The sequence below is a fragment of the Trichocoleus desertorum ATA4-8-CV12 genome (assembly GCA_019358975.1).
In the GTDB taxonomy this organism is placed as follows: Bacteria; Cyanobacteriota; Cyanobacteriia; order FACHB-46; family FACHB-46; genus Trichocoleus; species Trichocoleus desertorum_A.
The window spans coordinates 143,954-155,476 of the sequence record JAHHIL010000007.1; the positions used below are offsets into that span (position 1 = coordinate 143,954).

The 11,523-nt window shown below is 49.2% G+C and carries 13 protein-coding genes; 8 read left to right on the plus strand and 5 right to left on the minus strand.

What is annotated here, in order from left to right; translation table 11 throughout:
* Positions 1-11: 11 nt before the first annotated feature.
* Positions 12-1,241, minus strand: coding sequence for an alpha/beta hydrolase (locus KME12_09125; GenBank protein ID MBW4487939.1), 1,230 nt, complete (start codon positions 1,239-1,241; stop codon positions 12-14).
* A gap of 212 nt (positions 1,242-1,453) precedes the next feature.
* On the opposite strand from KME12_09125, the gene KME12_09130 reads away from it, so the two are divergent.
* Positions 1,454-1,831 carry a hypothetical protein gene (locus KME12_09130; protein MBW4487940.1) on the plus strand — a complete coding sequence of 126 codons (378 nt, stop codon included), beginning with the start codon at positions 1,454-1,456 and terminating at the stop codon, positions 1,829-1,831.
* Positions 1,832-1,986: 155 nt separating this feature from the next.
* Here the strand turns inward: KME12_09130 and KME12_09135 are convergent, their stop codons facing one another.
* Positions 1,987-3,318, minus strand: coding sequence for an FAD-dependent monooxygenase (locus KME12_09135; protein ID MBW4487941.1), 1,332 nt, complete (start codon positions 3,316-3,318; stop codon positions 1,987-1,989).
* Positions 3,319-3,416: 98 nt separating this feature from the next.
* On the opposite strand from KME12_09135, the gene KME12_09140 reads away from it, so the two are divergent.
* The 6 genes from KME12_09140 to KME12_09165 all read left to right on the plus strand — a co-directional run bounded on the left by KME12_09140 (position 3,417) and on the right by KME12_09165 (position 9,354).
* The gene (locus tag KME12_09140; protein MBW4487942.1) at positions 3,417-4,187 is read left to right on the plus strand and encodes an SDR family NAD(P)-dependent oxidoreductase; all 771 of its coding nucleotides are present in this window, start codon (positions 3,417-3,419) and stop codon (positions 4,185-4,187) included.
* Between the two features lie 144 nt (positions 4,188-4,331).
* The gene (locus tag KME12_09145; protein ID MBW4487943.1) at positions 4,332-4,826 is read left to right on the plus strand and encodes a DUF4383 domain-containing protein; all 495 of its coding nucleotides are present in this window, start codon (positions 4,332-4,334) and stop codon (positions 4,824-4,826) included.
* A gap of 398 nt (positions 4,827-5,224) precedes the next feature.
* Positions 5,225-5,776, plus strand: a complete 552-nt coding sequence (locus tag KME12_09150) for a signal transduction histidine kinase (STHK), LytS (protein ID MBW4487944.1) — start codon at positions 5,225-5,227, stop codon at positions 5,774-5,776.
* Between the two features lie 49 nt (positions 5,777-5,825).
* Positions 5,826-6,578: a DUF2993 domain-containing protein gene (locus KME12_09155; protein ID MBW4487945.1), complete on the plus strand. Its 753-nt coding sequence runs from the start codon at positions 5,826-5,828 to the stop codon at positions 6,576-6,578.
* Positions 6,579-6,694: 116 nt separating this feature from the next.
* Positions 6,695-7,990, plus strand: a complete 1,296-nt coding sequence (locus KME12_09160; protein ID MBW4487946.1) for a glycosyltransferase — start codon at positions 6,695-6,697, stop codon at positions 7,988-7,990.
* A gap of 128 nt (positions 7,991-8,118) precedes the next feature.
* Positions 8,119-9,354: an LL-diaminopimelate aminotransferase gene (locus tag KME12_09165; GenBank protein MBW4487947.1), complete on the plus strand. Its 1,236-nt coding sequence runs from the start codon at positions 8,119-8,121 to the stop codon at positions 9,352-9,354.
* 311 nt (positions 9,355-9,665) lie between these two features.
* Here KME12_09165 and KME12_09170 read toward each other — a convergent pair whose 3' ends face one another.
* The 3 genes from KME12_09170 to KME12_09180 form a co-directional block, all read right to left on the minus strand.
* Positions 9,666-9,887 carry a hypothetical protein gene (locus KME12_09170; protein ID MBW4487948.1) on the minus strand — a complete coding sequence of 74 codons (222 nt, stop codon included), beginning with the start codon at positions 9,885-9,887 and terminating at the stop codon, positions 9,666-9,668.
* Positions 9,888-9,935: 48 nt separating this feature from the next.
* Positions 9,936-10,661 (minus strand): EcsC family protein, encoded by a 726-nt coding sequence (locus KME12_09175; protein ID MBW4487949.1) that lies wholly within the window; start codon positions 10,659-10,661, stop codon positions 9,936-9,938.
* 176 nt (positions 10,662-10,837) lie between these two features.
* Positions 10,838-11,167, minus strand: coding sequence for a hypothetical protein (locus KME12_09180; GenBank protein MBW4487950.1), 330 nt, complete (start codon positions 11,165-11,167; stop codon positions 10,838-10,840).
* Positions 11,168-11,297: 130 nt separating this feature from the next.
* Between KME12_09180 and KME12_09185 the strand changes: the two genes are divergently transcribed.
* On the plus strand, positions 11,298-11,523 hold a 226-nt coding region (locus KME12_09185; protein MBW4487951.1), incomplete at its 3' end, for a transposase.

The following is an 11,523-nucleotide window of genomic DNA, read 5'->3' on the forward strand; positions in this document are numbered from 1 at the left end:
AATCGTGGAGGCTAGCGTAAGGCCCAAGCCAAAAACCGCTCGACATAATAGAGAGTCACTTGGCTCCCTAGCCCTTGAAAGACTTCATCAAAGCTGTGCTCGGCCCAAGGAAGCTCTAGCAGTGCTACGGGGCTACCTACTGCCCGCAACCGTTGGTACATGCGCTGGGCAAATTTGATTTCAACCAGATGATCGCGCCGACCATGGACGAGTAATGTGGGGGGCAAAGGTCGGGTAACATAAGTGGCGGGGGAAGCCTTGCGATATAGGATGGGTTTCTCAGTTGGGGTGCCGCCCAAGAAGGCTCTTAAAACTGCCCGCACGTTAATCGGGTCAGGTTCAGGCGGATCGGCGTAACCTGCCGTTAAGTTAAAAGGGCCGTAGTAGCTGACCACAGCCCGAATTGGCAGAGCGTCGGGTTGGTAGGCTGCTAGCATCGCCAAGTGCCCTCCTGCTGAGCGACCCAGCAAGGCCATGCGATCGCCATCTGCTTCGTAGTCATTGGCATGTTCACGCACAAAAGCTAAGGCAGTGCGAACATCGTCAAGTTGGGCTGGGAAAGGGTGCTGAGGCGCATGGCGGTAATCGATCGCGAAGACCGTATAACCTCTTGCAGCCATGTAACGGCTGAAGGCAGCATTGGCCAAGGGACTTCCTCCTCGCCAAGCCCCCCCATAAATCACTACTAAGGCTGGATAGCGACCCACTTGAGGCGGTCGGTAAATATCCATGCTGAGTTGTACGCCGTCTGGCTGGGCGAAGTTGATATTGGGGTCGTAGCGAACTGAACGACTGGCTGGAATTCCGGTAAAAACCTGCTGTAAGACGAAGGGTTGCGATCGCGGTTTCTCTATACCTTGGTTTGTACTTTGAGCCGCTTGGCGATCGAGCTGCTGGCTGATTTGCTCATAGCTCGGCCCTAAATTCGCTTGCAACTCAGCATTAGTTTGTTGCACAGTCAGAGGCAGTTGGAGCAAGGGAATCATACTCAGCCCTAGCCCAACCAGGCTCAACACTACAGCCAAGCGTTGGAGCCAACTGCGTCGCAGCCCTACAATTGCAAGGAGACAAGCGATCGCATTGAACCCGATCAACCAAGGACTCAGTTCTGGAGTGGCTACCCCCAAGCGTAGCAAGGCCAATGTTGGTGCTGGAACGACAATCCAAGCACTCAAGAAAAAAATAGCACTGCTAAGGAGAAATGCCAGGCAGGAATAGAGAGTTCGCAAAAAAGGTGGCATTAGGCAAGGTTGGTAGCGGATCAGAGCTTGTCAGGGGATCATCATCCTAAAGGCGGGTTTATGGGGCTTTAGCGTAAACTTTCTCCTGTTTCGTCTAAACCTCTATCTAAAGGCAGAGGTTTAGCAGGGTTAGCTTCTGTCTTATAAGAAAAGTAGGCAGACTTTGAGTCATTGATAACAATACTTAAACTTTAGAGATTGAGGAAGACTCTATGCGTTCTATCAGGCTTGCCTTGTTGAGTGCAGGACTTGTGGTCGTCGGTGGGGCTAGGTTGGGACAGGCGCAAACGGTTAGCCCACCGATCGAGCCAGGCAGTAGTGTAACGTTGTCCAGCCAATCTCTCCAAGGGGTGCAAACTCGCAGCCTCAGCGACTTTAAAGCAGCCATCTCCCCAGCATCTCTAGTCTTACAGGGAAATCCCAATAATTTAGGGCCCCTGTCTTCACCAGGCTTCAGAGTGCAAGATAGAACAATGCTCCTCATAGAGCGATCGCGCCCCTCGGATGAAGCCTCAAGCGTGTTCTTAGATGAAGCTGGTAGCGATCGCGAACAACGATTTAAGGTGCAATATCAGTTGACGGATCAGTAGTGGTAAAAGAGTGGCAAAAGAGCGGCAAAAGTTGCAAGTTTCTCTCCCAATTGTCCGTTAGTTGATCTCTGCTGGAGCTATTGAAGCGATCGCCGCTTTTTGGACATAGGGCGATCGCCGCTTTTTTATTCTTTTCTGCCTGTAAAGCTACAACTCTATTGACTCTGTTGAGCCAAAAACTTCTGATTAGAGCGCTTGACTTTTGCGATCCAACGACGATACGACGACAGGATTTCCGCATAGGGAACTCTGGTGTCAGACAGCAGCTCAAATAAAGAAGCTGGAAAGTATTGAGGCAATAACCGATGCATAACTTTGCCCAATTTCTGTCTCACCATAAGTTCAACAAATAAGGCTTTAACTAACGGAAATGGACTGTCAGACAGCTCTACCAAAGCGTGAGCATCGGGTTTGCGACGAATACTAAATTCTGGCAGCACTAAGTTTAAGGTGTCAGAATATTCATCTAATAGCCGATCCAACACTTCCACATCCTCAAAAGCAGCGTTGCATCCCTGCCCCAAGGAGGGTGAAACAGCATGCGCCGCATCACCCATTAGTAGCACGCTGTTGCCGTAGTGATAATGGCTGCAACGAATGGTAGGCACTTGGGAAACGGGACGATTGAGCAATGCTTCCGCTTCGGCATCGGCAATGAGTGGGCTTAAGTCAGGAAAGTTTTGGCGGAAAAAATCTAAAACTTGAGTAGTCGTAGACAGATTGACAAATGACTTGTTGTTACGCGAGAAGGTAATCACCCCACTGGCGATCGCATCACTGATGGGCACTGCTAAAACTGTGGTGCTATCATCTAGTCGCCAACTATGAATATGCTCTGGTTTGAGGTCTAGCTCTACTGTTTCATTTCGTCGTAAGGGGAAAAGAGCTTTGTAATCGGTGGGAATGTACTGGGCTTCGACTGTAAACCCATCGGTTGGCAAAAAGTGATCTCTAATCACCGAACCAGCCCCATCGGCACCAATCAGTAGGTCGTAGTTAGTCCTTAGCTTCTCTGCCACATTGTTTTCAAGGAGGCTTTCAGTGATGCTCTCAAAGGTAATGCTCTGTCGCTCAAAATCTGCGGCAATACATTTGCAGTTGAAGTGGAGAGTCAAGCGATCGCTGGGGTATGTTTCGGTGAGCTTTTCCAATAAGGTAATCACTAATTGGGTGCGATCGAGGGCAAAGAGTGGTTTCTGGCGCGATAAGATTCGCGTTTTCCCGTTCTTACCATGCACGGCTGTCCCCCAGATTGCTGTCCCGTGGGCTTTAACGCTGGCTTCTAGCCCTTCAATTTGACTCAAAGCATGGATACCTCTAGCATTGAGGGTCAGCGGATAGGTGCGGACTTTTTCAAAGGAGACGCTGCGAGGATCAGGGCGGCGATCGTAAATTTCAATCTGATAAGCTTCGTCGCGCCGTAGTAAGTAGTGGGCCAATAAAACCCCGCTCGGCCCAGCCCCCACAATTGCAACTCTCTTTGCCATTGCTCCACCTCAAATCTGCGTTGATAGAACACTCATAGAATTAGATGCTATAGCCAATCTGCTAATGCTAGGCTGCTAACGGTTGAGTTGCAGGTCTTATGTCTGTTTTTGCTGAAATACAAAGTGCCAACGCCTTGATTGTAGGAGCAAATGGAGGCATTGGTTTAGAATTTGTGCAGCGGTTGTTGCAGGACGATCGCATTGCCAAAATCTATGCCACTTATCGTCAACCCGAATCTGCTAGCGAATTGTTGGCATTTCGAGATAAATATCCGGAGCAGTTAGTTTGTCTCCCGCTAGACATTACAGATGAAGCTCAAATTGCCGAATGTAGCGATCGCATCCAAACTCAGGTAGACAAATTACATTTGGTGATTAACTGCGTTGGCATTTTGCATGAGGGAGACTTGCAACCAGAAAAAAGCTTGCGGCAGATCAACCCTGACCATTTAGGGCGCTACTTCCAGGTCAACAGCATTGGCGCGGTGCTACTTGCCAAACATTTATCGCCTTTGTTTTGCCATAGTGACAGGAATGTATTTGCCACGATTTCCGCCAAAATTGGCAGTATTGGAGATAACCAGCTGGGAGGTTGGTACGGCTATCGGGCTTCTAAAGCAGCACTGAATATGTTAATGCGAACCGTTGCGATCGAATATAGGCGTAAAAGCCCAAATACAATCGTAGTGACACTGCATCCGGGTACCACCGATACCCACCTCTCCAAACCATTTCAGCGAAATGTGCCACCCGAAAAACTGTTTCCGGTAGAACGAACTGTTACTCAGTTGCTGGCTGTCATTGAAAATCTAGAACTCAGGGACAGTGGCGAGTTCTTCTCTTGGGACGGCACTCGTTTGCCTTGGTAGCGGCAGGCAGGGTATTCAGCATCACAGCCAGATTTTACGGCTTAACAATGCTACAGATAGAATCCTGTCTCTGCCTGTAGTGGAAGTTGGCGCTAGCGATCGCTAGTACGCTGCTTAGTAGTAGCTGCTCAAAAAGGTTTTACTATGCAAACGAATGCTCCTAAATTACTTCAGCGCCTTGACGGTGCCGAACGACTTTTTGCCATGATCATCGGTATGGTCTTTTTAGTCGTTGGGATTGCTGGATTTATCCCTGGCTTAATTGCGATGCCTGCGGTGGCGGGAGATGCACCACTGTATGTTCCCGACTTGTCTTTTCCAGATGGATATGGCAATGTCTTCGGGCTATTTCCTACTAATTTCTTACATAATGCAGTCCACATTGCAGTAGGTATTTTAGGTTTGGCTGCTGCCACTAGCTTCTCAGGCTCATTGGTGTTTAACCAAGGATTTGCAATCTCTTATATCCTCATTGCCATCATGGGTTTATTGCCAGCAACCAATACCACCTTTGGTCTCATGCCCATTTTTGGCAATAACGTTTGGTTCAATGCTCTGACAGGGTTGGCTGCTGCTTATTTCGGTTTCATTAAGCCCCTCAAAGTTCAAAGTGAAATCACTTCTGCGCCTAAAGCTTAGATATAAACTAGGGGCGTAGATATAACTGGGCGTGAGCTAGCGGCGATCGCTGTGCGTGGGATTTTAGCCAAACAGGGCTTTTGATTCTACTTCAATTAGCTTAATAATTCATTCTCTTTTCAAAGCTTTCCTTTTCCCTTCTCTCCCCTCAGCCATATATCTGTGGGAGAGATTTTCTATGCTCCTGGCTTTCTATGCTCCTGACATAGAGCCATCTGACAAGAGCCACCTGACAAGATCCAGATGAAGCTACAAATCTGGGTCAGTAGCAACCTAGGCTACATCTCTAGGTTGATGAGTTGCTCTAGCAGAATCATAACAATGTAGGGGCTATTAACAAATCTGCAAGCGTGGCGCTGTAGCCAACTTTGCAGATTCAGAAAGTGATGGAAGAACCTATGACTAAAAATCAACAACGTGCTCTAGGAGCCTTTTCTACTCGTTCAGCAGCCGAAACTGCACTCCAAGAGTTGCAAGCCTCTGGTTTTTCGATGAATCAAGTATCTGTGATTGCTAAGAACGCAGACGAGAGCCAAGAGATGAGTGGGGCTCACCTTCAGGGCCAGATTGGAAATCAGGAAGTCGATGCTGGAAATGCCACTGCTTCTAATTTGGCTTATGGGGGTGCCACCGCGACAGTTTTACTAGGGCTTACCAGTCTGAGTATCCCTGGAATCGGTGCGGTATTGGCCGCAGGTACTTTGGCTGCTTCTCTGGTGGCTAGTGTCGCAGGTGCAGGGATTAACGCTGCTTCAGCAAGTAGCTTGGTGCAAGCGATGACTGCGGCAGGGATTGATAAACAGCAAGCGGAAATTTACAGCGATCGCTTGTTGCGAGGGGATTATGTGGTGCTTGTGGAAGGCAGCGATGCGGAGATTCAGCAGGCCGCAGGTATCCTCAGCCAGAATAGTATCCAAGATTGGAGCGTTTCCTCGGCGGCAAACGCTTAGGCTATGCTTCGGGTGTTCCTAGGCTAACCTTGCGCAAGGAGCAGTAATCGTGACATCAGATTCAGCTAAGTTTGGTGAAGAGACACTCAACAAAATGGCCACTATGGCGATCGCGAGCATGATCAAGGATGCCGAAGGAGTGGATGTTCAGATCAAAACCGATCTGAGTAAACTCGCCCAAGGACAGGTTGATTCGATCGCCATTAAGATCCAAGGTTTGTTGATGCAGTCCAGCTTACGTCTGGAGGAATTTTATCTCCAGATCAACCGAGTTGCAGTCAAGCCGATGAGTGCAATGATGGGCAAGATTAAGCTGCTACATCCAGCTGAGGGCACGATCCGCGTCGTTGTCAACGAAGATAGCCTTACCCAAGCTCTCAATTCTGCCTCGGTACGGGAGAACTTGCCACCGCTACCCAGGCAGAGCGACCCTCATTCCAGAGATGCTTCGGTTCAGCAAGTGAAATGTTATTTGCTGAGTGATGGTCATCTTGCCTTTAATGTCGGTGCAAGTTCACCAGACCCCGCCATGCCCTCTGTGGCTTTTACAGCAACACCAGAGATTAGCAACAACGGGCAAGGGATTGTGTTGCAAAAGCTCTCTCCTGTGAATCATCCAGTGAATGCTCCAGACTCTCTGGCAGAAATCACAGCCGCTTTAATTGCTCAAACTAGTGATCTGCTCAGTATCTCGGAATTCCAACACCAGGGTATGTCTGTCGAAATTCAACAGCTAGAGGTGGTCACTGGCAAGTTAAGCTGGGAAGCGATCACTTCCATTGACCGATTTCAGTCTACTTAAGCCTCTGTTCTACTTATTCACTTCTACTCTTTGGAGGGGGGTACTACCCTTTCTTCCAGCTTATCCCTAGATTAAAACTCTATTTTGATTCCCTTTATCCTGTCTGTATCCCTGCTATGACTCACTTTGGTATTATTTGTCCACCTTATCCAGGACACTTGAACCCCCAAGTCGCTTTGGGCCGAGAACTACAACATCGGGGCCATCGGGTCACTTTGCTACAAATCCCTGATGTTGCTCTAAAAGTTCGCTCCGAAGGGTTAGAGTTTTGTCCGATTGGGCAGTCTACTTATCAACCTGGCACTTTAGCCCGAACCTTTCAACAACTAGGGCAATTGAGTGAATTGGAAGCCCTCCGTTACTCGGTTGATTTTTGCCAACAGGTGACGGAGATTATTTGTCGAGATGCTCCAGACGCGATCGCTGAGTTAGGCATTGAGGCTTTGCTAGTCGATCAGTTAGAACCAGCGGGAGAAACCGTTGCCGAAGGGTTGAATCTTCCCTTTGTAACCGTTTCCTGTGGTCAAGCGATTCATCGACGAGCAGACGTACCTCCCTTTTTTACGCCTTGGCGCTACCAGAAAGCTTTGTGGGCCAAGCTCCGCAATCAAGTTGCCTACTACATGCTGGATCGCAATTGCCAACCGATCCTCGATACAATCAACCACTACCGCCAGCAGTGGAATTTGCCTCCTTATCAAGGGCTGTATGCTCCTTCCAATCGCCTAGCTCATGTTAGCCAGCAGCCTGCTGCATTTGATTTCCCTTGCCCAAATCTACCTGTGGACTTCCACTACACCGGGCCTTTTCGGAACTCATCTCCTTGTGCCGTCAGTTTTCCATTTGAGCAGTTGACGGGACAACCGCTAATTTATGCCTCTCTAGGCAGCGTGCAGAACACCAAGGCTGATCTGTTTCGGGCGATCGCCGCAGCTTGCCAAGGGTTAAATGTACAACTCTTGATTGCACATGGAGGTGGTATTAGTCCAGAAGATATCCAGAGCTTCCCTGGCTCCCCCTTGGTTATGGAGTATGTGCCGCAGGTGGAAGTGTTGGCTAGAGCTAGCTTGACCATTACCCATGGGGGTTTAAACACAGTGCTCGACTCCCTCACGCATGGCGTACCTTTGGTGGCAATTCCGATCACGTTTGAGCAGCCCGGAACAGGAGCCAGAATCCGAGAAACAGCCGTTGGGGAAGTGTTGCCGTTGAAGCGTTTGAATGTAAAACGTCTGAGAAAAACTATCCAACGGGTTCTCACTGACTCGTCCTACGCCCAGAATGCTGCCAGAATTCAGCAGTCCATCCGGGACTCAGGAGGTGTACAGCGAGCCGCTGACATTATCGAGCAAGCCGTAAATCCTCAAGTACGAAGTTTGTCTGGAGCAGCACCTCGTGTAGCGATGAAATAGACCAGTCCATTTTTGCTCTCTAGATGATGTTCCGCTGTGCTACCCAATGACTAAGCAACAGCCCCATAGCGTTTCTGGAAAGCAACGGTTGGCAGTAAGCTGGTTTACGGCCCTTGTATCAATCCATCATGGCAACGATTAACGATAACTACCTCAAGCTCAAAGCAGGCTACCTGTTTCCGGAAATTGCTCGGCGGGTCAATGCCTTTGCTGAGGCCAATCCAGAGGCAAAAATTATTCGCTTAGGGATTGGGGATGTCACAGAGCCCCTACCGGAAGCTTGCCGCACCGCAATGATTCAAGCGGTGGAAGACATGGGCGATCGCGGTTCCTTCCGAGGCTATGGCCCAGAGCAGGGTTACGCTTGGTTGCGGGAAAAAATCGCTCAATTCGACTTCCAAGCTCGCGGTTGTGACATCAGCGCTGATGAGATTTTCATCTCCGATGGCTCGAAGTGCGATACAGGCAACATCCTCGATATTTTTGGCGACAACAACACCATTGCGGTGACTGACCCAGTTTACCCCGTCTATGTGGACACCAACGTCATGGCGGGTCATACAGGCACTGCTAATGACAGAGGCGAGTTTGAAGGGTTGGTTTATTTGCCTGTCACCGCCGAGAACAACTTCACCGCCGAGATTCCCTCTCAGAAGGTAGACTTGATCTACCTCTGCTTCCCCAACAACCCCACAGGCGCAACGGCTAGCAGAGAACACCTCCAAGCTTGGATAGATTATGCCAAAGCCCACGGCTCCATCATTTTCTTTGATGCCGCTTACGAAGCATTTATTACTGATCCAGCGATTCCTCACTCCATCTATGAGATTCCTGGAGCGAGAGATTGCGCGATCGAATTCCGCTCCTTCTCCAAGAATGCTGGTTTTACTGGAACTCGTTGCGCCTTGACTGTGGTACCCAAAACCCTCCTGGCTAAAGCTGCTGACGGCTCCGATGTAGAACTGTGGAAGCTGTGGAACCGTCGCCAATCCACTAAGTTCAATGGCGTATCCTATATTGTGCAGCGGGGCGCTGAAGCGGTTTACTCTGAGGCAGGCCAAACCCAAACTAAAGCGCTCGTTAGCTTTTATCTAGAGAACGCCAAAATTATCCGAGAGCAACTTACCGCCGCAGGATTAGCCGTTTATGGCGGGGTGAATGCGCCTTATGTTTGGGTGCAAACACCAAACAATCTCTCTAGCTGGGACTTCTTTGATAAGTTGTTGCAAACCTGCAATGTCGTCGGCACCCCTGGTTCTGGCTTCGGGGCTGCGGGTGAAGGCTACTTCCGCATTTCAGCTTTCAACAGCCGTGAAAACGTAGAAGAAGCAATGAAGCGCATCACCGAGAAGTTCAAGGCTTAGTCTAGATGTAGGTAGGCGATCGCATTTAGACCTAATCCCCAGCCCCTTCTCTGCTAGGGAAGGCGGGGTGGTTTCATATAGCGAAAGGAAAAGCGTGAACCCAGTTCGACTCCTTGCACTGCCCCCTTTTCTTGTATACCCGTCAAAGCTTTAATCCCCCAATTCATAGCCCTAGCGGGCATTCCAGAAAGGGGAATTTTGAGCAGGTTCCCCCCAAATTTGGGGGGCTAGGGGGGCCTGGTTCGGAATTCTTTTCTTGTATTGTATGAAACAGCCCTGCCAAATTTGGGGGCTAGGGGCTGGTTCGGATGCTATTGCTCTAGCGCATCTTGAGCCAAGGTTTGTAATAAATTATCTAATCTCTCTTCAGGACATTGCTCGATCAGCACTTCAAATGCTTCCAGCAACTTAGCGGCACTATCGCCTAGAATCGGGCTCAACCCCCAAACATCCTGCACCCAATCTTGGGGCAAGGCCTCCTCAAAGATGATTTGTTCTAGAAGTTGCTTGGCTGCTGGCTTGGAGATAGGCATAGAATTCTTGGGGGTCAGTAGAACAATCCCTTGACTTTAGCGATCGCGTTAGCTATTGGCAACACTCATCTCTGGCTGAGTTGCAGATTGGCGCTTGACTTCGTAAAAACGACAAGCTAATTGCCCCAGGGTGTAGAGCAAAGCAGCATCACTCGATGCTCCCACCACAGCCCCAATCACAGGCAAAATTTCCACCAAGCCCAGACCTAGCTTGAGTACACCCGACCCCCCCATAGATAAACCAAAAATGACTAAGACTTCACCGCGTCGAGTGGGATCTGTGAGCGGAAAGCCATAAACTGCTGCAATCCGATAAATCATTTCGGCTTGGAGTGCGGTCACGGCTGCTATATCTACAGCAAACAGAGCTAGCGCTAGGGGAGGCACAAAATTGGTTAGTAAGCCAATACCACCTGCCTTCAGCGAAGTATCCGCAATGATCCGCTGAGCCAATTGCTCTGGTGTTTCTAAAGGAAAGTTTTGTCGCAGTTGCTCTACTTCCTGCTGCGCTTTTTTGGCATCGACTTGACCGAGTGCCGCCATCAGCACATTGATGCCAGGCACCTTGACTGCAAACTTCACGAGTGGGTTTTCAGCAATGGGAGCAACGATTTTGCCTACAGTTTCCGTGCTTTGCTCCAGCGATCGCTGCACCGCCGGACCAACAGCCTCACCAATCGCAGTAGTAGTGTGAGTCATATTTCCCGCAGTCGCTTGTAAGGCTTCCGTAGCCATTTGAGCCATGCGATTTGCTGCGGCGATCGCTTCCCACATTGGTTCAGGGTTAGAGTTTGTCTGAGTATTTGTCTGCGTGGAACGCTCTTTATCTGCTACTGCCATAGGTACCGGGAACTTTGCTGTGCTATTGATCACTAAGATCTACAGTAGCGATCGCCACAGCGCTACAACCTCTACCTTGTGGCAGTCATTGGGGCTTAAGATGGGTTGATTTATTGGGTAAAACGCGATTTAGAGTAGATCAGAAATTGCCTTCCGCAACTTGCAAACAAGTTAATCCTTCGCTTCTCCACATCTTTACTACTTGGTCGCGATCGTCGAGCACAATCGTCGAGCACAAAGAAGACATTGTATTGACCTTGAATGCATTCTTTATAGATCTCTTTTTTGACGATAAAGTCTGGTCTGGAATCCTCCGTACTTCTCATCCAGAGCGCATCATATTCCACTTCATGATCGGCTAGCCATGCCTCAGTTTCTAGGTTGTAGTCAGCGGGTTGTCCAGAAACCAATAGAATGATAAATTCTCTCTCTTTGTACATCTGAAGGATGTCTCGACAAAACTCATAAGTACCTCACGGGAGTTTGGAAACCGAGCGTCTTTAGACCTCGGAAGAAAAACGACGCGGGTACTTTAGTGCCCGTTATACCTGGATGAGTTATAATACACCTATGACTCAATCCCTGTCTGTTAAATGCAAGCTGATAGTGCCCGTAGAGTTGAGGTTGGAAATCGACCAAACTTTGCAGGGGTTTGCGGATGCTTGCAACCAGATTTTGGAGGTTGCCAAGCGAGAGAACTGCTGGAACACCACTAAGCTTCACCACCAGGTTTATAAGAGTGTCAGAGAGGCGACTGGCCTCAAAGCAAACCATGTTTGCCAAGCCATTCGACGAG

Excerpts from the sequence above, each read along its gene's own strand:
- KME12_09140 (MBW4487942.1), top strand. The coding sequence starts at position 3,417 with ATGTCTGTTTTTGCTGAAATACAAAGTGCCAACGCCTTGATTGTAGGA.
- KME12_09135 (MBW4487941.1), bottom strand. The coding sequence starts at position 3,318 with ATGGCAAAGAGAGTTGCAATTGTGGGGGCTGGGCCGAGCGGGGTTTTA.
- KME12_09160 (MBW4487946.1), top strand. The coding sequence starts at position 6,695 with ATGACTCACTTTGGTATTATTTGTCCACCTTATCCAGGACACTTGAAC.
- KME12_09150 (MBW4487944.1), top strand. The coding sequence starts at position 5,225 with ATGACTAAAAATCAACAACGTGCTCTAGGAGCCTTTTCTACTCGTTCA.
- KME12_09170 (MBW4487948.1), bottom strand. The coding sequence starts at position 9,887 with ATGCCTATCTCCAAGCCAGCAGCCAAGCAACTTCTAGAACAAATCATC.
- KME12_09145 (MBW4487943.1), top strand. The coding sequence starts at position 4,332 with ATGCAAACGAATGCTCCTAAATTACTTCAGCGCCTTGACGGTGCCGAA.
- KME12_09175 (MBW4487949.1), bottom strand. The coding sequence starts at position 10,661 with ATGTGGGAAGCGATCGCCGCAGCAAATCGCATGGCTCAAATGGCTACG.
- KME12_09165 (MBW4487947.1), top strand. The coding sequence starts at position 8,119 with ATGGCAACGATTAACGATAACTACCTCAAGCTCAAAGCAGGCTACCTG.
- KME12_09125 (MBW4487939.1), bottom strand. The coding sequence starts at position 1,241 with ATGCCACCTTTTTTGCGAACTCTCTATTCCTGCCTGGCATTTCTCCTT.
- KME12_09180 (MBW4487950.1), bottom strand. The coding sequence starts at position 11,167 with ATGTACAAAGAGAGAGAATTTATCATTCTATTGGTTTCTGGACAACCC.
- KME12_09130 (MBW4487940.1), top strand. The coding sequence starts at position 1,454 with ATGCGTTCTATCAGGCTTGCCTTGTTGAGTGCAGGACTTGTGGTCGTC.